Source organism: Vibrio sp. qd031 (genome assembly GCF_002100145.1).
Taxonomy (GTDB): domain Bacteria; phylum Pseudomonadota; class Gammaproteobacteria; order Enterobacterales; family Vibrionaceae; genus Vibrio.
On record NZ_JXQD01000004.1, the window covers coordinates 161662 to 183445 of the forward strand.

15 protein-coding genes and 1 pseudogene are annotated in these 21784 nt (G+C 46.2%); 14 read left to right on the forward strand and 2 right to left on the reverse strand.

Going from position 1 to position 21784, the window contains the following annotated elements; genetic code table 11:
- Positions 1-15: 15 nt before the first annotated feature.
- Entirely contained in the window at positions 16-2802 is a 2787-nt protein-coding gene (barA, locus tag ST37_RS03820) for a two-component sensor histidine kinase BarA (protein ID WP_084883934.1), read from the reverse strand.
- Between the two features lie 224 nt (positions 2803-3026).
- Between barA and rlmD the strand changes: the two genes are divergently transcribed.
- The 13 genes and pseudogenes from rlmD (at position 3027) to rpoS (ending at position 17022) form a co-directional block, all read left to right on the forward strand.
- The gene (gene rlmD, locus ST37_RS03825) at positions 3027-4361 is read left to right on the forward strand and encodes a 23S rRNA (uracil(1939)-C(5))-methyltransferase RlmD (protein WP_084883983.1); all 1335 of its coding nucleotides are present in this window, start codon (positions 3027-3029) and stop codon (positions 4359-4361) included.
- An 82-nt stretch (positions 4362-4443) separates the two neighbouring features.
- Positions 4444-6663, forward strand: a complete 2220-nt coding sequence (gene relA, locus ST37_RS03830; RefSeq protein ID WP_084883935.1) for a GTP diphosphokinase — start codon at positions 4444-4446, stop codon at positions 6661-6663.
- Between the two features lie 209 nt (positions 6664-6872).
- Positions 6873-7733, forward strand: a complete 861-nt coding sequence (gene mazG / locus ST37_RS03835) for a nucleoside triphosphate pyrophosphohydrolase (RefSeq protein ID WP_084883937.1) — start codon at positions 6873-6875, stop codon at positions 7731-7733.
- Between the two features lie 147 nt (positions 7734-7880).
- Positions 7881-9518 carry a CTP synthase gene (locus ST37_RS03840; protein ID WP_084883939.1) on the forward strand — a complete coding sequence of 546 codons (1638 nt, stop codon included), beginning with the start codon at positions 7881-7883 and terminating at the stop codon, positions 9516-9518.
- A gap of 73 nt (positions 9519-9591) precedes the next feature.
- Positions 9592-10890, forward strand: a complete 1299-nt coding sequence (eno, locus tag ST37_RS03845) for a phosphopyruvate hydratase (protein ID WP_084883940.1) — start codon at positions 9592-9594, stop codon at positions 10888-10890.
- 201 nt (positions 10891-11091) lie between these two features.
- Positions 11092-11367, forward strand: coding sequence for a cell division protein FtsB (gene ftsB, locus ST37_RS03850; RefSeq protein WP_084883942.1), 276 nt, complete (start codon positions 11092-11094; stop codon positions 11365-11367).
- 60 nt (positions 11368-11427) lie between these two features.
- Entirely contained in the window at positions 11428-12147 is a 720-nt protein-coding gene (ispD, locus tag ST37_RS03855) for a 2-C-methyl-D-erythritol 4-phosphate cytidylyltransferase (protein ID WP_084883943.1), read from the forward strand.
- Positions 12140-12622 (forward strand): 2-C-methyl-D-erythritol 2,4-cyclodiphosphate synthase, encoded by a 483-nt coding sequence (gene ispF / locus ST37_RS03860; protein ID WP_084883945.1) that lies wholly within the window; start codon positions 12140-12142, stop codon positions 12620-12622. The genes ispD and ispF overlap by 8 nt, the downstream gene beginning before the upstream one ends.
- On the forward strand, positions 12622-13671 hold the full coding sequence (gene truD / locus ST37_RS03865) for a tRNA pseudouridine(13) synthase TruD (protein ID WP_084883947.1): 1050 nt from the start codon (positions 12622-12624) through the stop codon (positions 13669-13671). Before ispF ends, truD begins: the two co-directional genes overlap by 1 nt.
- Positions 13672-14433: a 5'/3'-nucleotidase SurE gene (gene surE, locus ST37_RS03870; protein WP_084883949.1), complete on the forward strand. Its 762-nt coding sequence runs from the start codon at positions 13672-13674 to the stop codon at positions 14431-14433.
- Between the two features lie 10 nt (positions 14434-14443).
- Positions 14444-15064 carry a protein-L-isoaspartate(D-aspartate) O-methyltransferase gene (locus ST37_RS03875; RefSeq protein ID WP_084883985.1) on the forward strand — a complete coding sequence of 207 codons (621 nt, stop codon included), beginning with the start codon at positions 14444-14446 and terminating at the stop codon, positions 15062-15064.
- Positions 15065-15088: 24 nt separating this feature from the next.
- Positions 15089-15994: a peptidoglycan DD-metalloendopeptidase family protein gene (locus tag ST37_RS03880; protein WP_084883986.1), complete on the forward strand. Its 906-nt coding sequence runs from the start codon at positions 15089-15091 to the stop codon at positions 15992-15994.
- A gap of 53 nt (positions 15995-16047) precedes the next feature.
- A pseudogene (rpoS, locus tag ST37_RS03885) lies at positions 16048-17022 on the forward strand (RNA polymerase sigma factor RpoS).
- A 63-nt stretch (positions 17023-17085) separates the two neighbouring features.
- Here the strand turns inward: rpoS and mutS are convergent.
- Positions 17086-19656, reverse strand: coding sequence for a DNA mismatch repair protein MutS (gene mutS / locus ST37_RS03890; RefSeq protein ID WP_084883950.1), 2571 nt, complete (start codon positions 19654-19656; stop codon positions 17086-17088).
- A 314-nt stretch (positions 19657-19970) separates the two neighbouring features.
- Between mutS and ST37_RS03900 the strand changes: the two genes are divergently transcribed.
- Entirely contained in the window at positions 19971-21704 is a 1734-nt protein-coding gene (locus ST37_RS03900; RefSeq protein ID WP_084883953.1) for an amidohydrolase, read from the forward strand.
- Positions 21705-21784: the final 80 nt, after the last annotated feature.

The window sequence follows — 21784 nt, forward strand, 5'->3', positions numbered from 1 at the left end:
GATAGCAAGGCAAAGCTAGGCTTTCAAGTAAAGCGGCGCTGCGATCTTCACTTTTTCCATTTCGTCTTGCAGTTCAAACAGCTCTGGTTCGACGTCTTCGATGTTGCATCCGCTACGAAGCGCGGATTCGAGTTGATGACAGATCCCTTTAAGGCGTGGCACACCGCTGTAGGCGCAACTTCCATGTAACTTGTGCACAAGATCTATCAGCGACTGCTTATCGCCTTGCTCCTGCAGGGCATTGTCGACCTCATGTTCCACCTCTGGCAGCAATTCAACCAACATTTGCAGCATCTCTTTTGCCAAGTCAGGTTTGTGCGCGGCTTGAACCAATGCTGATTCCCAATCGATGATCATATCGAGGTGTTGAGTCTCTGCTTTACTCTCTTCCACTTTTGTCGCGCCGCCACTGTCACCAAACTGACGCTCAGTTAAAGCATTAGAGACCTTAATTGGACTCCATTCGGTCAGCAACTGTTGCAATCTTTGTTCATCGATAGGCTTGGTTAAATAGTCGTCCATACCGGCATTGATTAAACGATCGCGCTCCCCTGACATTGCATGTGCCGTAACCGCAATCACAGGTGTCGCGTTATTAAGTGCGGTAGCTTTTATCGCTTCACAAGCCGCCACGCCGTCCATGCCGGGCATTTGAATATCCATAAATACAATATCAAACGCCTGCTGCTGCGCTGCATGGACAGATTCGTGCCCATTGGTGCACGATACGACGGAGTCCACCAGTTCGTTTAGCAATGCAGTGATTAATTTTAAGTTGGCGCCATTGTCATCGACGGCTAAGACCTTTAGCGGTAATTTAGATTCGCTCAGCGGCAACTCTATTGGCGTTGTTAATGCACTAGGTGGCGCGTGTCTAAGCAGTGCCTCAAGTAATCGCTCACGAGCGAATGGTTTTGTTAATGGAGTAAGATTGTCTATCTCGTTTAACTGCTCAGCAAACGCAAGCTCGGTACTTGGCACACCCACAACCATTTCCTGCGACGCGTTAGCAATTTCAATGAGGCGTTGTTTTTCTTGTTGATGATCAATCGGTGCATTGGGGGTTAAATTGTAAATCACGAGATCGAGATGATCCGCATTCTGTGGCATCTGAGTATGGTGCTCAATGGTAACTCCCACATCCTTCAGCTGGTATTTAGTTGCGTTGGCAACATTCAAATTAGGCTCAATTAACAGAAGCTTTCGCCCAGCGAGTCGCTCGATAGAGACGTAATCGACTGGGAGGTTGCTGCTGCTCACTGCTATGGTAAACCAGAAGCTAGAACCTTGGTGAAGTCGGCTGGTCAATGTGATCTCACCACCCATCTGTTTCACTAGGCGTTGAGTGATTACTAAGCCAAGACCGGTACCACCATAGCGACGAGAGATGCTTGCGTCGCCCTGACTAAAGGCTTGGAATAGCTCGGATTGCTGGCGCTCTGAGATACCAATACCAGTATCTTGAACCATAAACTGCAGCTCAACGGAGTCGTCTGACTGATTTCTCAATTCAACCGAAATATCAATGTTGCCACGCTCGGTAAACTTAATCGCATTGCCAACCAAGTTGGTGAGAACCTGCTGAATACGCAGCGGGTCACCGACGATGCTAGGCGGAATGCTTGGGTCGATGGTGAGGCTAAGTTCAAGTCCTTTTTCGTGCGCACTGGTTGCTTGTAAAGAGACGACTTCTTCAATACTGCCTCTAAATTCAAACGGGATATTTTCAAGAGATAGCTTCCCAGCTTCAAGTTTCGAGAAATCTAATATGTCGTTGATAATGCTAAGCAAGTTATTGGCTGAGCGTTCGATGGTTTGCAAGTAATCGGCTTGGCTGCGAGACAGCTGAGTCTTAAGCATTTGTCGAGTAAACCCGATCACACCATTAAGTGGTGTGCGGAGTTCGTGCGACATGTTTGCTAAGAACTCAGATTTAACCCGAGCGGCTTCCTGAGCGCGCTTTTTAGCGATATCGAGCTCGACGTTTTGAATCTCTAGCTGCTCTAAGGTTTCTCGAAGATCTGACGTCGCTTGGTCAATGCTGTGTTGCATTTCGACGTGGTACTCAGCCAAGGAGATCGCCATGGCATTGATACCATTTTTGAGTGAATCTAGTTCACCGTGCATGGTGCCTTCTATTCGAGAGTCCAATTGGCCACGTCGAATGGCATCCACAATGTTTTTCATTCGGCTGATAGGAACCGTCACATCTTGCATCAACCGGTAAGCGAATATGCCCGACAGCGTTAAGCCCAGCAACATCACACCTAACGCAATGACAATTTCCTGATACTGTTGCAGCCTCAATCCAGAAAGATCCAGCTCAATAGCAATGTAGCCTAGCGTAGGTGCAGTGGTTTGCGACTCACTCGGTAGCACTAATCGCTGCTCTGCTCGAATTGGTGAGCGGATAACAAGATGACCATTAACCATTTCAGTTTGACTGTGCATCGGAATTTCAGCGTCTTGACTGAAACTAAGGCTGTCAAAGTTTGGATGGAAATTAGAAGTAACGAACAATTGATGCTTACTATCAAACACCGCAATACTACGAACAACGTTGGAGTGTTTGCGGTGAGCGTAGCTAATAAGGCGTCTCACTGCTTCGCGGTTTTGTTGGTTAAGCGCTAACTCACTGGCCAGTGCCAGTGGTTCACTGATACTGGTTCCTGAGTCAATTAACTGTTTTTCCAGGTCGTTATAACGATTTAAGGTAAAAAATAGGCTCAGTAATAATCCCACTATGAGTGTTGGGGCTAGGGTGAGGGTTAATACTCGCGCTCTTAAACCGTATCGTGTCATTTTACTATTATTACAATCTGTATAGTTCTATGGGAGAATGCGTGGCGAGCTCTAATGCAGGTTTATCCTGAGCTGGCTAGGCAGTGAACGGCACTGAGAACCGTTTAGTCTGTTTATTATGATAGCTTAATCAACTCTTTATCTAACAACAATCATTGAATTGGATTTGTGTGGCAGCCTACTCGTTTACACAGTCGATTCTTACACCGTCGAGAACGTTCGAAATGGCAAGAATATTTAAGCCGAGCAAGAAAACTAGCATTGATGCTAAACACTATGAGATCAACATTGAACGCTTGGATCACCAAGGCGCAGGGATCGGCTACAAACAAAAGAAGCTGGTCTTTGTTGAAGGCGCTTTGCCGGGCGAGCGCGTGCTTGTTCAAAATGTTGAGCAAAAAAGCAAATTTGCTCGAGCTAGGCTAATTAAGGTTCTTAGTGCCAGCGAGAGTCGTGTCGATCCGATTTGCCCACACTACCATCAATGTGGTGGGTGTAATCTGCAACACTTAAATGCCGCTGAGCAGGTTGAGATGAAGCAACAGAGCTTAACGCAGCAAATGCAAAAGTTCGCGCAAGTATCGATTGCACAGGATGCTCCTATTTTATCGAGTGAGACAGGGTATCGCAGGCGAGTTCGCTTCAGTGTGCGTAAAGATCGTAAGGCTGGGACGATTGATTTTGGGTTTAGAGAAAAGAAAAGCAATCGCATTGTTAATGTTAAACAGTGCCCAGTGCTAGCTGAGCCATTACAACTATTGATCGCCCCGATCAGAGAAGCGCTCAATAACATGAGTCGTGCAGAGTCTGTTGGGCATATAGAACTAACGCAAACAGACAGCGGCTTAACTTTGTATTTGCGTGTCACACAGGCGCTGACGCAGTCTGACGCAGCGTTATGGGAAGCATTGTGTACCCAACACTCCTTGACGTATTACTTGCACGCCGGTGATCAGCAAGCACAGCGAAATCTTGGTCCTGCACCATTTTATACGCTCGATACTATTGAACTTGATTTTCTGCCTAGCGATTTTATTCAAGTTAACGCACAGGTTAATAAAGAAATGGTTGCTCAAGCTTTGGATTGGTTGGCTATCCATAAACAAGACAATGTATTGGATCTCTTTTGTGGGATGGGAAACTTTAGTTTACCAATAGCCAAACAAGCACTCAGTGTCATTGGCATTGAAGGTGTACCCGACATGGTTGAGCGCGCGTCTGACAATGCCACTAAAAATCAGCTCAGTAATGCACGGTTTTTGCATGCTAATTTGGAAGAGTACAGGCTCGACAAAAACCTGACACAATTTGGCATAGAAAGCGGCACAATGACCAAAATATTGCTCGATCCAGCGCGTGCGGGGGCGGCAGAAATCGTAGAGCAGCTCCCAGCGTTAGGTGTTGAGAAAATACTGTACGTATCTTGTAACCCAACCACGCTAAGTCGTGACAGTAAAGTGTTACTGGATAATGGCTATGTGCTGGCTAAATTGGGGATCATGAATATGTTTCCCCACACAGCGCATATAGAGAGTATGGCGCTGTTCGAAAAAGCGTAGTTCACATAAAAAAGCCTACGCAAAGAACGGTTTTTGGTTAAAATGCGGATAGAAACATCATTACTATAAGGACATTGTTAAGATGGTTGCAGTTCGAAGTGCTCACATACACAAAGATGAAGCCTTTGAGTTAGACGGTTGGATTGCGAGTTTGGCGCTAGACGCTAAATCGGCCAAACGTCTGCACAAAGTGTATCTTGAGTGTGAGCAACTGTTAAATAATCACGAACAGAAAGAGCTGCTACTGTGGCGTGGTCGAGAGATGATAGAAATCTTGATCACCTTATCAATGGACCGTTCCACACTGATCGCTGCGATGTTATTTCCGGTCGTATCCAGTGGTATGTTTGAGCGCGAACTCCTTGAAGAGGAGTACGGCAAAGAGATCATCAAACTGATTGATGGCGTCGAAGAGATGGCCGCAATTGGCCACCTAAACACCTCACAATCGGGCAGCGCAACTGCGCAGGTCGATAATGTTCGTCGAATGCTGCTGGCAATGGTCGACGATTTCCGCTGTGTGGTCATTAAGTTGGCAGAGCGAATCTGTAACCTGCGCGAAGTGAAAGACGCTCCAGACCAAGTTAGGCAAGCTGTCGCTAAAGAGTGCGCCAATATCTATGCGCCACTGGCCAACCGCTTGGGTATCGGTCAGTTAAAATGGGAAATCGAAGACTACGCCTTTCGTTACCAACACTCCGATACGTATAAAGCCATTGCCAAGCAATTAGCTGAGCGCCGCATTGACCGTGAGCATTACATCGACGAGTTTGTGAATGATTTAGTGTCGGAGATGAAAGCGACGGGCATCAATGCTGAAGTGACTGGCAGGCCGAAACACATCTACAGTATCTGGCGCAAGATGCAGAAGAAAAACCTCGCTTTTGACGAACTGTTTGATGTGCGAGCGGTGCGTATTATTGCTGACAAACTGCAAGATTGTTATGGCTCACTAGGCATCGTTCACACCAAATATAAGCACCTCCCGTCGGAGTTTGACGACTACGTGGCCAATCCAAAACCTAACGGCTATCAATCGATCCATACTGTGGTACTTGGGCCGGGCGGCAAAACCATCGAAATACAGATCCGAACCAAGCAGATGCATGAGGATTCGGAGCTCGGGGTCGCGGCGCATTGGAAATACAAAGAGGGCGGCAGTGGTGGTCGCAGTGGCTATGACGAAAAAATCACTTGGTTGCGTAAACTGCTTGATTGGCAAGAAGAGATGTCGGACTCTGGCGAGATGCTCGATGAGCTTCGCTCTCAAGTCTTTGACGATCGCGTTTATGCGTTTACGCCGCGTGGTGATGTGGTCGACCTACCAATGGGGGCAACTCCACTCGATTTTGCCTACCATATTCACTCAGAAGTCGGGCATCGCTGTATTGGAGCCAAAGTCGCTGGCCGCATTGTGCCGTTTACCCATAAATTAGAAATGGGCGATCAGGTTGAGATCATCACCTCTAAAGAGCCGAACCCTTCACGAGACTGGTTAAACCCTTCTTTGGGGTTTGTGCATTCAGGTCGAGCGCGCGCGAAGATCAATGCGTGGTTTAGAAAGCAATCTCGCGAGAAAAACATTGAAGCGGGTAAAGAAATACTCGAAGCAGAGTTAGTTAAAGTTGGCGCCAAATCGAAAGATGCCGCGAGCTACGCCCTGAAGCGTTTTAACGTGAATTCAACCGACGAGCTATACGCTGGTATTGGCAGCGGTGATTTAAGGATCAATCAGATCATTAATCACATCAATGCCATGGTGAATAAACCGAGCGCTGAGGAAGAAGACAAACAAGTTCTCGAAAAACTGCAAGACTCCAATCAGAAAGCGCCTGCAACCAGTCGTCCGCATAAAGACGCAGTTGTGGTGGAAGGGGTCGATAACCTAATGAGTCATCTTGCGCGCTGTTGTCAGCCTATCCCTGGTGACGACATTTGCGGGTATATCACTCAAGGTCGTGGCATTTCAGTTCACCGCAGTGATTGTGTTCAGCTTGAAGAGTTATCGCATCACGCACCTGAACGGATCATCGAGACAGTCTGGGGCGGTGGGTTTGTCGGCAACTACGTGGTCACCGTTCGTGTAGAAGCGCTGGAACGTGTAGGCTTACTAAAGGACATTACAACCCTGCTTGCCAACGAAAAAGTGAAAGTGCCGACTATGCGCAGCCGCAATGATTATCGTCGTCAAATGTTGGTGATGGACTTTGACTTACAGTTACCTAATGTTGAAGGACTCAGTCGGATCTTGTCGCGTATTGAGCAAATTAGAGATGTTATGTCTGTGAAGCGAATGGGGTAATGCCTTTTGTTGCTGACTATGATTGAAGGTTAGTGGCTTTAATCTAAGAAATGCAAAAATGTGGTCTGACTTTAAGAGCGGGGTGATGTCATCTCGCTTTTTTATTAGACGCAGACTATTTGAAATTTAATGTTATTCCAATCGAAGTAATTAACAAGCAAGAATGATTAGGTAATTGCTTTGATTGGTATTAATGCAGGAGAGCGGTAATGAGCCACCCGATAGAGCAACTAGAGTCGATTATGGCACAACTTCGAGATCCTAAAACAGGGTGCCCTTGGGACAGCAAACAAACGTTTGAGACGATAGTTCCACACACTATTGAAGAGACCTATGAAGTCGCCGACGCCATTCACTCGCAAGATTGGGCACATCTCAAAGAAGAGTTGGGTGATCTACTGTTTCAAGTCATTTTCTATGCTCAGATGGCCAAAGAACAGCAGTGGTTCGATTTTTCGGATGTGGTGGAAACGCTTAATGAGAAATTGATCAGGCGACACCCTCATGTGTTTGACGAACAAGCTTCTCGTGATCTCAGTGATGAACAACTCAACGCCCAGTGGCAGCAGATCAAACAGCAAGAAAAAGCGCTTAAAGCTTCCCAAGTCCTACTTACAGGGTCATCGAATGAAACTGGAGTAAGCAAAGATGCACAAAGTATTCTAGACTCAATACCAGCATCGATGCCGCCACTTTTACGTGCCACCAAAATGCAAAAGGCGTGCGCTAAAGTAGGGTTTGACTGGGACAGTTTGGGCCCGGTGGTGGATAAGGTTCAAGAAGAGGTCCAAGAGGTCGTGGATGAGGCGGTGCAAGTCGATATCGACCAAGACGCGCTTGAGTTAGAGATTGGCGATTTGTTGTTTGCGGTGGTTAATTTGTCCAGGCATCTAGGTAAAAACCCTGACCAAGCACTGCTTAAAGCCAACCAAAAGTTTGAATCTCGCTTTAGAAAAGTAGAAATGATGGTACAGGCTGAAAGTAAAACGTTAAAAGATTACAACCTTGATCAGTTAGATGGGTTCTGGAACCGAGTGAAACAGCAAGAAAGCGGAAAAACTAGACAATAGTGTAGTTTTTTTTCATTATTGATTTACAGCAAGAAACAAAAGCAGAGGGTGTGCTAGATTTCACGTTGTAGTGGAAAAGGGGTTTTGGTATAGTTGCGTCCCGTCCAGAGAACCCATTTCCCTCATTCAACCAACTTCAGGTTAAACATGACGACAAATTATATTTTTGTGACTGGCGGGGTCGTATCCTCCCTAGGTAAAGGTATTGCAGCAGCATCGCTGGCGGCAATTTTAGAAGCTCGTGGTCTTAACGTGACCATCATGAAGCTTGATCCTTACATTAATGTCGATCCAGGCACTATGAGCCCGACGCAGCATGGTGAAGTGTTCGTAACTGAAGATGGTGCAGAAACCGATCTTGACCTTGGTCACTATGAGCGTTTCATTCGTACCAAGATGACTAAGCGCAACAACTTTACCGCAGGTCGCGTTTATGCAGACGTTCTACGTAACGAACGTCGTGGTGATTACTTAGGTGCCACAATTCAAGTTATTCCACATATCACCAATTCCATCAAAGACCGTGTTATTGCGGGCGGCGAAGGCCATGATGTTGCCATCGTTGAGATTGGTGGAACCGTCGGTGATATTGAGTCGCTACCGTTTATGGAGGCGATTCGTCAGTTAGCGGTAGAGCTTGGCCGCGAGCGCGCCATGTTTATGCACCTAACGTTGGTTCCTTACCTTGCCGCAGCCGGTGAAGTAAAAACTAAGCCAACACAGCACTCAGTAAAAGAGCTGCTATCAATCGGTATTCAACCTGATATTCTCGTCTGTCGTAGTGACCGCAACATTCCTGCCAACGAGCGCCGTAAGATTGCTCTGTTCTGTAATGTTCAAGAAAAAGCGGTTATTTCGATGCGCGACGTCGATTCTATCTACAAGATCCCTCAACTGATTAAAGGCCAAGGCCTGGATGATCTTGTATGTACTCGATTTGGTATTAACGCACCAGAAGCCGATTTGTCTGAGTGGGAACAAGTCATCTATGAAGATGCCAACCCAACAGGCGAAGTGACCATTGGTATGGTCGGTAAATACATCGAACTACCTGATGCATATAAATCAGTGAACGAAGCGCTTAAGCACGCAGGTCTTAAGAACCGTCTAAGCGTCAACATCAAGTATGTTGATTCACAAGATGTCGAGTCAAAAGGCTTTGAAGTTCTTGAAGAGCTAGACGCAATCTTGGTTCCTGGCGGGTTCGGCGATCGTGGTATTGAGGGCAAAATTATGGCTGCTCAGTATGCACGTGAAAATAAAATTCCTTACTTGGGCATTTGTCTAGGTATGCAAGTAGCACTGATTGAATACGCGCGTAATGTGGCGAATATGGAAGGTGCTCACTCTACAGAATTTAATAAAGAATCTCCTTTCCCTGTTGTTGGCCTAATCACAGAGTGGGTCGATAAAGAAGGTAAAGTTGAAGAGCGTACAGAAACGTCTGATTTAGGCGGTACTATGCGCCTTGGCTCGCAGCTTTGTCACCTAGAAAAAGGCACCAAAGCATACGAGTTGTACGGTAATGCGAAGATCCATGAGCGTCACCGTCATCGTTACGAAGTGAATAACAACCTTCGACCGCAAATTGAAAAAGCTGGTCTAAAAGTATCGGGTTTGTCTGCGGATAAGAAGTTGGTGGAAGTGATTGAAAACCCAGCACACCCTTGGTTTGTTGCGGCTCAGTTCCACCCGGAATTTACATCGACACCACGCGATGGTCACCCGCTGTTTACCGGCTTTGTTAAAGCGGCTGGCGAAAACCAACGTGGCGAATTGAAGTAAAAGGATACGGGCGGTTGCTTAAGATGTGCAGCTGCCTTTAATTTTGACATTTAATATAATTGAGGAAGGACTAATGTCTAAGATCGTTAAAGTTCTAGGTCGTGAAATCATCGACTCTCGCGGTAACCCAACTGTTGAAGCTGAAGTACACCTAGAAGGTGGCTTCGTAGGTATGGCGGCTGCGCCATCTGGTGCTTCTACTGGTTCTCGTGAAGCGCTTGAACTACGTGATGGTGATAAAGCACGTTTCCTAGGTAAAGGTGTTCTTAAAGCAGTTGAAGCTGTAAATGGCGAAATTGCTGAAGCACTAGTTGGTAAAGATGCAAAAGCACAAGCTGACATCGACCAAGTTATGATCGACCTAGACGGCACTGAAAACAAATCTAAGTTTGGTGCTAACGCAATCCTAGCTGTATCTCTAGCAAACGCTAAAGCAGCAGCTGCTGCGAAAGGCATGCCTCTTTTTGAGCACATTGCTGAACTAAACGGTACTGCTGGTCAGTTCTCTATGCCTCTACCAATGATGAACATCATCAACGGTGGTGAGCACGCAGACAACAACGTTGACATCCAAGAGTTCATGATCCAACCAGTTGGTGCTAAGACTCTTAAAGAAGCTCTACGTGTAGGCGCTGAAGTATTCCACAACCTAGCTAAAGTACTTAAGGCAAAAGGCCTAAGCACTGCAGTTGGTGATGAAGGTGGTTTCGCTCCTAACCTAGAATCTAACGCTGCTGCACTAGCTGCAATCAAAGAAGCTGTAGAAGCTGCTGGTTACGAGCTTGGTAAAGACGTTACTCTAGCTATGGACTGTGCTGCATCTGAGTTCTACGACAAAGAAGCTGGCAACTACAACATGAAAGGCGAAGGTAAAATCTTCACTTCTGAAGAGTTTAACCACTACCTAGCTGACCTTGCTAACCAGTACCCAATCGTTTCTATCGAAGACGGTCTTGACGAATCAGATTGGGATGGCTTCAAGCACCAAACTGAACTACTAGGCGACAAGCTTCAACTAGTAGGTGATGACCTGTTCGTAACTAACACTAAGATCCTTGCGAAAGGTATCGAAATGGGTGTTGCTAACTCTATCCTTATCAAGTTCAACCAAATCGGTTCTCTAACAGAGACTCTAGCTGCAATCAAGATGGCTAAAGACGCTGGCTACACTGCAGTAATCTCTCACCGTTCTGGCGAAACTGAAGATGCAACTATCGCAGACCTTGCGGTAGGTACAGCTGCAGGCCAAATCAAGACTGGTTCTATGAGCCGTTCTGACCGTGTTGCTAAGTACAACCAACTTATCCGCATCGAAGAAGCTCTAGGTGAAAAAGCACCTTACAACGGTCTTAAAGAAGTTAAAGGTCAATAATTCAATTTTGAATTAACTGATTTTGCTTTTAAACGCTCTACTTAGGTAGGGCGTTTTTTTTGGGGTCAGAGTAAGTAAATGGGGTCAGAGTCGAATGACTCTGACCCCATTTACTTACTCTGACCCCAACATGCTTTAGCTGGTCGCGACAATCGGCAAAATATGGTATATATGCAGCAACAATCACGGATGTTGAGCACTATGCGAAGTTTTACCGCAGCCTTAGTTTTGATCTTAGCTTGGTTACAGTATTCACTGTGGTTCGGCACTAATGGCTATCAAGATTACGCCGAAGTAAGGCAAGAGATTGATGTGCAGCAAGCGGTGAATAACGAACTGCTCCAGCGCAATAATGAAATGTACGCCGAAATAGACGATTTGCGCCAAGGTTTGGATGCTATCGAAGAGCGTGCGCGTCACGAGCTAGGCATGATAAAAGAAGGGGAAACCTTTTACCGAATTATCGAAACGCCATAGAGTTGTCTCAAACCATTGTGCTGCCCTCCATTAAATTAATTATTAATTAGACATTTTCAGATGCCAGAAAGTACGCTCTCAATCGTTGCTATCGTCCCCGCCGCTGGTGTGGGTAGTCGTATGCAAGCGGATCGACCTAAGCAGTATCTAACTCTACAAAATAAAACTATTTTGGAGCACACCGTACACCAGTTGTTGGCTCATCCTTTAATTCATCGGGTAATAATTGCGCTGAGTGACCAAGATCCTTACTTCGACTCACTGCCACTGTCTAACGATCAACGCGTCACACGAGTGTGTGGTGGCAAAGAAAGAGCAGATTCAGTGCTATCGGGACTCTATGCCGTTTCCGATCCCCAAAATACCTTTGCGTTGGTGCATGATGCTGCACGGCCTAATGTGTCACATCGGGACATCTCTCGCCTAATCGATATCGGTGTAAAGCATCCGGTGGGTGCGATTTTGGCTTCGCCTGTAAAAGACACTATGAAGCGAAGCAATAGGTCAGGAGAGATCACTCAAACGGTGGACAGAGAAAAACTATGGCACGCGCTTACTCCACAGCTTTTTAATGCTGAGCAATTGAAAATCGCATTAGAGCATGGGCTAAACACCGGTGCGGTAATTACCGATGAGGCATCCGCAATGGAGAATATCGATCGTTTTCCAAGCATTGTTGCGGGGCGCTCTGATAACATCAAAGTGACCTCACCAGAAGATTTAGAATTAATGACTTTTTACTTAAGCAAGCCAGACTTTCAGGAGACGACAGATGTTTAGAATTGGGCACGGCTTTGATGTTCACAAATTTGGTGGAGATGGCCCAGTGATAATTGGCGGTGTTTCTATTCCTTATGAGTTGGGTTTAGTGGCTCACTCGGACGGTGATGTTGCATTGCATGCTCTAACAGATGCACTACTAGGAGCGATCGCCGCAGGTGATATAGGTCACCACTTTCCGGATAACGATGATGAGTGGAAAGGTGCAAACAGTCGTGACCTGCTAAAAGAGGTATACCGACAAGTTACGCTTAAAGGCTATCGCCTCGTCAATGCAGATGTAACGATTATGGCTCAGGCCCCTAAAATGGCGCCGCACATACAAGCTATGCGCAAAGCGATTTCTGAAGATTTGCGTAGTGAGTTAGACGCAATTAATGTGAAAGCCACGACTACTGAAAAACTCGGATTTGTGGGCCGAAAAGAGGGCATAGCTGCTGAAGCGGTCGTTCTCATTCAAAAGGAGAGCATCTAATGTCAACTGAAATTGAATGGCCTTATCTATATGGTGAGCCTAAAGCTAACGCCACCATCAAAGGTGCCCCTGAGCATTTTAAAGTCGATGAACTGTTAAGCTTTGAGTTAACCGGTGAAGGTGAGCATGTTTTACTTCGAATCGAAAAAACCGGTGAAAACACCAGTTTTGTGGCGAACGAACTAGCGAGATTCTGTGGGGTTAAAACCAAAGATGTCTCTTGGGCAGGTCTTAAAGACCGTCATGCAGTGACGCAACAGTGGTTCAGTATCCATTTACCGAAACACGAATTGGACTTCGCCGATTTTGAAAAGCTTTACCCAAGCGTCAAAATCCTTAAACAAACACGTCATAATAAGAAGCTTCGTCCTGGTGATAACAGCGGCAATCGGTTCTCGATTGTGCTTACCAATGTTTCAGACGTTGATGACGTCGAAGAGCGACTTAAAAAAGTGATTGAAAATGGTGTCCCCAACTATTTTGGTGAGCAAAGATTCGGGCGTGATCGCAACAATGTCACTGAAGCCGCTCGTTGGGGGCGTGATAATGTGCGCACTCGTAACCAAAACAAGCGCAGCTTATATCTTTCAGCAGCTCGTTCATGGATCTTTAATCAGATTGTGGCAGAGAGAATAAAACAAAACTGTTTTAATTCACCTGTTTTGGGAGACCTAGTTCAAATAGGTGATGAGCTTAGGTTGATCAATGAGCAGAATATTGGCAACGTTTCATCTGATCAGGATGTGATTACCGCCGCGCTTGCGGGCGATAACGCATTGCCGACTGCGCAAGATGCTCTGCAACTAGAACAGGCACAGCTAGACAAAGAGCCCGATCTAATGGCGCTGATTCGTGGAAATCGTATGCGTCATGACCGCCGCGCAGTAATGCTTAAGCCAGAAAAATTTGCGTGGCAATGGCAAGATAATGATCTCACGCTCTACTTTGAGCTCGATAGCGGCTGTTTTGCAACAACCATAGTACGAGAGCTTGCATTGACAACAGAGCCTGAAAGACATTACCCAGATGCGACACAAGGAAAAGATTAGGTGAGAATATTACTGAGCAATGATGATGGTGTGCATGCTGAAGGTATCCGAACGTTAGCTAAGGAATTAGCCGATATCGCAGAGGTTACTATCGTTGCCCCTGATCGCAACCGCTCTGGCGCATCGAACTCTCTTACTCTAGAGACGCCGCTGCGGGTGAGTGAGATTGAGCCGAATGTGTACTCAGTTCAAGGCACACCGACCGACTGTGTTCACTTTGCGCTTAATGAGTTGATGAAGGACAATTTACCCGACTTAGTGTTGGCAGGAATTAACCACGGTGCAAACCTTGGTGATGATACGCTTTATTCTGGCACAGTGGCTGCCGCAATGGAGGGACACTTCTTAGGAGTGCAAGCCATCGCTTTTTCTTTGGTTGGTCACCAACATTTTGCGCAAGCAGCAAAAATTGCCAAGCGACTGGTTCAACATCATCAACAGAATCGAATTCCAACAAATCGTCTATTGAATGTGAACTTTCCAGACATTCATACGCTTTCAATTGAGGAGTTAGACATAACTCGTCTTGGGGCAAGGCATCACTCTGAAAGCATGATTAAACAACAAGATCCAAGAGGTCACGATATCTATTGGCTCGGCCCTCCGGGGAAAGAGCAAGATGCTGGGGAGGGGACAGACTTTTATGCTATTGAGCACAACCGTATTTCGATTACCCCGCTTCAAGTCGATCTCACGGCTCATGAGTCACTTCCTAGTATGAAACAGTGGATTCACGGGACAAGTAACAGGGATGGAGAGTAGTTAATCGATGATGCCAAAAGTGAAAAGGCTTTTGCAACAGCTACAATCGATGGGAGTCGATGCACCTGCAGTGTTGGGCGCTATAGCGACAGTGCCCAGAGAGCAATTTTTATCTCAAGCGATGCAACATCAAGCCTGGGACAATAATGCGTTGCCTATTGGTAGTGGACAGACTATCTCGCAACCTTATATTGTGGCTAAAATGACTCAACTGCTTGATCTAAAAAACAACAGTAAAGTGCTAGAAGTTGGGACTGGGTGTGGTTATCAGACAGCGGTTTTGTCTCAGTTGGTCGAGAAAGTGCATACCATCGAACGGATAAAAACCCTTCAATGGGATGCTAAACGTCGACTCAAACAGCTTGATGTGTATAACGTCGCGTATAAACATGGAGATGGTTGGCAGGGGTGGGCGAGCAAAGCGCCTTTTGATGCCATCCTCGTGACTGCCGCCGCGGAGGTCATTCCGCAAGTTTTGGTAGAACAGCTCAATGACGGCGGTAAAATGGTTATACCGATTGGCACTGAACAACAGAGTCTGTATTTGATTGAAAAGTCTAATGGTGTAGTGACCCATCAAATGATTGAGCCGGTTAAGTTTGTACCATTGGTTGCTGGAGATCTTGGCTAAGTGTTTCGTTTGTTATCCGTTATTATGATCACCTTTCTGCTGGTTGCGTGCGCGCCAACAGGCAGTGGTGATCGTTATAAAACCGATGACAAAGGAACCTACAGAGGCAGCTATTATGTGGTTAACAAAGGTGACACGCTATATTACATCTCCTACATCACCGATAAAGATGTGAATACCCTTGTCGCACTGAACGGACTTAAGCCTCCTTACACCATAAAACCGGGACAAAGAATTAAGTTGTGGTCTCGCTCCTATAATCCAGTGCCTTATGCTGGTACGGGTTCTGGTGACAGTGCTTCCAAAACTGCAACAACGTCAACAAACCCCGAGACAAAAAACACCGCTGATGCAGCGGCCACTACAACGGCAGTGGCAACGGCCTCAACCGTAAGTAGCCCGGGGGCTAGTGCTAGTTCTTCTCCACCTAGCACTACAACTAAAGTCGAACAGACGGCCAATAAAACTTCGACGCAAACGGTTGCACAGCAGCCGACAAAGGAGTATGTTGAAAAACAGAATATTAACAATTCTGCAAAGAGTACGTCATCTAGTAACAGTAGTGTGGCGTCGTGGAAGTGGCCCACTAAAGGTCGTGTCGTAGACAAGTTCTCTAGTGGGGATCAGGGAAATAAAGGGATTGATATCGCAGGCTCGCGCGGTCAATCGGTTGTTTCCACCGCTGATGGTAGTGTCGTCTATTCGGGAAGTGCGCTACGAGGTTACGGTAACTTAGTAATCGTAAAGCATAATGACAAATATTTAAGTGCATACGCCCACAACGATACGCTGTTAGTAAAAGAAGGGCAGAGTGTGAAAGCGGGACAAAAAATCGCGACTATGGGTAGCTCCGGTCGAACCGATGTCCGCTTACACTTTGAGATTCGATATCAAGGCAAGTCCGTCGATCCGATGAGATATTTGCCTTAAGTTCAGCGACATAGAGAGTAGTAATGTCTTGCTGAGTCGCCAGGGGAGGCGCTATGAGTACTAGCAACACAGCAACGAAAATTAACGAAATCAACCCACCTGAAGTTGTCATTGCGGCAATTGAAGACACAACCGCATCTGTCGAAGCCAAAACTGTTAAAGAAGACTTTGACGACTCATCCAAAAACCTTGATGCCACACAGCTCTACTTAGGAGAAATTGGCTTTTCACCACTGCTGACTGCCGAGGAAGAAGTGTTATATGCTCATCGTGCATTACGCGGCGACGATGCGGCTCGCAAACGCATGATTGAAAGTAACCTTCGACTGGTGGTTAAAATATCTCGTCGCTACTCAAATCGTGGCCTAGCACTGCTTGATCTTATTGAAGAGGGCAATTTAGGTTTGATTAGAGCAGTAGAGAAATTTGACCCTGAGCGTGGCTTCCGTTTCTCAACTTACGCGACATGGTGGATACGACAGACCATTGAACGCGCACTCATGAACCAGACTAGAACCATTCGTCTGCCAATTCATGTGGTTAAGGAATTAAACATATACTTGCGCACTGCACGTGAGCTATCATAAAAACTCGATCATGAGCCAACCGCCGAAGAGATCGCACGACAATTAGACAAACCTGTTGAAGATGTCAGTAAAATGCTGCGGTTGAATGAGCGTGTCAGTTCTGTCGATACCCCAATCGGTGGTGATGGTGATAAAGCTCTGTTAGACATCATTCCCGATCATCATTCCGATCCAGAAGTCTCTACTCAAAACAGCGATATAAAGAGCTCACTGATCCAGTGGCTTGACGAACTTAACCCCAAACAGAAAGAAGTATTGGCGCGTCGTTTTGGACTGCTTGGTTATGAACCTTCAACGTTGGAAGAGGTAGGGCGTGAGATTTCTCTTACTCGTGAACGCGTTAGACAGATCCAAGTAGAAGGCCTTAGAAGGCTAAGAGAAATAGTAATTAAACATGGCTTAAGTATGGAGTCGTTGTTCGATATCGACAAAGAAGCTTAAGGCGACACATAAAAGAGCCTTCCATAGCAAAACGCCACTCCTTTTTGAAGTGGCGTTTTTTTGTTAGTGGATGAGTTTTTTTAAGCGATAAAGTTCATCTAAGGCCTGACGAGGTGTGAGTTCATCGGGCTCTATCGCTTGCAAGGCCATTTCTACTTCGGAAGGTTCAGGGATTAAGCTCAATTGGTGCTCTTGCTTAACCGTGGTTCTATTCGTTGGGGGCGACTGCGTTTCTAACTGGCTCAGTTTATTGCGAGCATTGCGGATAACGGCTTTAGGCACGCCTGCTAACCCGGCAACAGCCAAACCATAAGACTTACTTGCGGCCCCTTCTTGAACTGCATGCATAAACGCAATATCTTCGCCATGCTCAATGGCATCAAGATGCACGTTGGCAAGATTCGGCAACAAACCCGGCATATCGGTGAGTTCAAAGTAATGCGTGGCAAAGAGTGTCATCGCACCAAGTTTTTTGGCCAACCATTCTGCGCTCGCCCAAGCGAGAGAAAGCCCATCGTAAGTACTTGTGCCGCGTCCAATTTCATCCATAAGCACCAAACTATTGCTGGTGGCATTGTGTAAGATGTTGGCTGTTTCAGTCATTTCGACCATAAATGTCGAACGACCAGATGCAAGATCGTCAGAGGCGCCAATACGGGTAAAGATGCGATCTAGGATACCCATGCTGGCACTCTCTGCTGGGACGAAAGAGCCGATGTGAGCCAGCAATGCAATAAGTGCCGTCTGACGCATGTAGGTCGACTTACCGCCCATGTTTGGTCCAGTAATAATCAGCATCTTTCGCGTTGCGTGAAGCGATACTGGGTTTGCAATGAAAGGTTCATCCAACACCTGCTCGACAACCGGATGACGGCCACCACTGATGTTAATTTGAGGTGTATCTACAAACTCGGGACGACAATAGTCGAGTGATTCAGCGCGTTCAGCAAGGTTTTGCAAAACATCGAGTTGAGACAATGCCGAAGCGAGAACTTGTAATTGCTCAATGTTAGGCATGATGAGATCAAACAGCTCTTCCCACAGCTTCTTTTCTACCGCCAGCGCCTTAGACTTTGAACTCAACACTTTATCTTCATGCTCTTTGAGCTCAGGGATAATGTAGCGCTCTGCATTTTTGAGTGTTTGTCTGCGCACATAGTGCGCAGGCACAAGGTGCGCAGGCACAAGGTGGCTCTGGCCACGGCTTACTTGAATAAAAAAGCCGTGCACAGCGTTATACCCTACCTTTAGAGTATCGATACCGTGTCGTTCACGCTCATCGGCTTCTAACTTCTCAAGATACTCAGTGGCCCCGTCAGCAAGAGCGCGCCACTCATCCAACTCGGCGTTGTAGCCGGTTGCAATGACGCCACCGTCGCGGATCACCACTGGAGGATTATCTTTTATCGCCCTATTAAGTAGGTCGAACAATTCGTCCATAGGCGAGGATTGCTCGCGAAGTGTCTGCAGATAAGCGTCGGATGTTGGTTCTAGCACTGCTGATAGGTTAGGCAGTTCTTCCAATGCGGCTCTTAAGCGAGAGAGATCCCGTGGTCTTGCTGATCGAATGGCTAGGCGAGCGATAATACGTTCAATGTCGCCAATCTGCTTGAGAGAAGGATTGATCTCGTCAAACAGCGTGGACTCTTTGATTTCTGATACTGCATTGAGGCGTTGGTTGATTTCCGCAATCGAGCGTGTCGGTTGATGTATCCAGCGCTTAAGCATTCGACTGCCCATAGCTGTGGCGGTTTTGTCTAGGACTTCGGCAAGAGTGTTATCGGTTCCTCCCCCGAGATTTTGTGTCAGCTCAAGGTTGCGGCGCGTAGCCGCATCGAGGATCACTGAATGATCTTGACTGTCGACCGTAATACTGCGGATATGCGGTAAAGCAGTGCGCTGAGTATCTTTGACATATTGTATTAAGCAGCCTGCTGCGCATAAACCAAATGTGGATTGCTCTACGCCAAAACCCACCAAATCTTTTGTGCCAAACTGCTGGTTAAGTTGTTGTTTTGCTGTGTCGAGATCAAATTCCCAAATAGGACGTCGTCGATTACCGTTGCGTGACTCAAAGAGTTGAACAGCTTCAAAGTCTTCAGCAAATAGCAGCTCTTTAGGCGAGGTGCGCTGCAACTCAGCTTGCATGGCCTCCAAGGTTGTGGGTTCGCATAATAAAAATCGACCGGATGTAATATCTAAAGTCGAATAACCAAACTTGTTACCTTGTTGATAAATTGCCGCAATTAGGTTGTCACTGCGCTCACTCAGTAAGGCTTCGTCTGTTACTGTACCGGGAGTCACTATGCGCACGACTTTGCGATCTACAGGACCTTTACTGGTTGCAGGGTTACCAACTTGCTCACATATCGCAACAGACTCGCCGAGCTGTACAAGCTTGGCAAGATACCCTTCAACGGCGTGAAACGGGACACCGGCCATCGGTATTGGTTCCCCAGCGGATGCCCCTCGTTTGGTCAGTGATATATCGAGTAATTGTGAGGCTCGTTTTGCGTCATCGTAAAACAACTCATAGAAGTCGCCCATACGATAAAAAAGGAGAATGTCAGGATTTTCTGCTTTGAGCTTCAAATACTGCTGCATCATCGGTGTGTGCTGAGTTTTATTAGTCATTAGGGATTGTCGCTTTACAGCGACATAGATTGCCGTTGGTTGGTTGGGATTTTAACAGACAATGTTGTTTGTGACATGCTGGTTTTTCAATAACACATGACGTTTTTCTGTTTTTGTTGGGCACAGATAAAGGTTGAGTCTGTTCACGCTTTTTAATGATTTTAGTTTTTTTTTGAACACTTAATAGGTGCTGATATGAGCAATAGTTTTCCATACTTTTTGCTACTTTAAATCGCTAGTGATGAGAGTGTGTATTTGGCATGGTTAAGGAGAAATCAAAAATCTGTTATCCCTATAAACAGGAGTTCTGTTCCATGACCTTACAACGAGATATTTTAAAACCAGGCCAAGAGTATAGTGCTGAAACTGTGCTATTTACCGGTAATTTCATCACTGTAAATGAGCAGCAACCTGCCGCAACGGCGGTAGTGGTGCAAAGTGGGAAGATTATCTTTACTGGTACCACCGACCAAGCGGAAACTTACCTAGCAAATAACGAAATTGAATATCGTTTAGACTCGCAATTTAGTGACAAAACAATTGTACCGGGCTTCATTGAAGCACACATGCACCCATTGGGTGCGGCACTGTTTACTGATCGTTTTGGCTACGTTGGACAAATTGAGCGCTCTGGTTTTGGAGGTAAGGTGCTTACTCCAGCGCTGACTAAAGAAGCGTTAGCTCAGAAAGTAACTGAGTTTGTACAAGCTCATAACGATGCGGGCAAAAAGGGCGAATGGCTTAACCTTTGGGGTCTTGATCCACTGCTTCTTGAAGGCGCACAGGTTATCGATCGAGACTTTCTTGACGAGATCTGCTCTGACTCCCCTATTTTAATGATGCACGCATCTTGTCACGTTTGTGTACAAAATACGCTTGCTTTAGAAAAGACGGGCTATCAGCTTTCTGATAATCCTGTGTTTGTACTGCAAAAGGACGGTCGTTTGACTGGTGAAATTTGCGAAATGCCTGATATATTGCGCGCAGTGCAAGTCGGTGCTTTCGACCTTGGCGGTGCAGAAGACGCAGTTGCTGCTATGATTGGCTATGCCGACAGCATCGGGCGTCTAGGGGTTACTACTATTTCTGACTGCGGTATGGGTGTACCACAAAACCCGTACCCGTTGTACCAAGCTCTGTCAAAAATGCCTCAGTTCAAAATGCGTTTGGCGGCGTACCCACTAGTACCTAACTTCACCGGTGAAGAGCTTGCTGAGTTTAAAGAGCAAAGCAATGACCGTCTTATGTTGACCAAAGTAAAATACTTGAGAACAGACGGTTCAATTCAAGGCTTTACCGCACTATTAAAAGAAGGGGAAACCTACTTTAATGGTACACCAAGCGGTCACTTACAATTTGATACTGAAACTATGTATCAAGAAGTATTTTATGCACACCAATTAGGGTACAGCATTTCGTTCCACTGTAATGGTGAAGGGTGCACCGACGTATTGCTTGATCTCATTGAAAGAATGCAAACTGAATGCCCGCAACCGCATGTTCGCCATTGTCTTGAGCACAACCAAATGGTGAATCCGGAACAGATGATCCGTATGAAAAAACTGGGTGTGGTGCATAACTTGTTTGGTACCCATATCCCGTTTTGGGGTGACGTTCATGCGACACAGACTGTTGGTCCAGAGCGCGTTAAAACGTTGAACCCTTTCCAGAGTTCTGTAAAGCACGAAGTACCTTTCTCTATTCACTGTGACGACGTTGTAACTCAGGTTAACCCGTTATTTATGATGTGGGGCGCGATGAATCGTAAGTGTGTTTTCTCTGGGAAAGTTTACGGTGAAGATGAGTGCTTGACTGCTGAGCAAGCCTTGCATGCGGTAACAAAAGGCGCAGCTTACCTTATGGAACAAGAGCACATGATTGGCTCTATCGAAGTGGGCAAGCTTGCGGATTTTGCAGTACTTGACCAAAACCCACTGGACGTTGCGAAAGACATTGTAAAAGACATCAATGTACACGCTACGGTACTTGGCGGTGACGTTACCGTTCACACGCAAAAAGTAGAACAGTCTGAACAGGCTCTAGTGTAGTCAAAAGCATACTCCCTTTTAATCGGTGAGTATTAACAAAGCCCACTCTGTGGGCTTTGTTTTTTTTATCTATTTTTTGG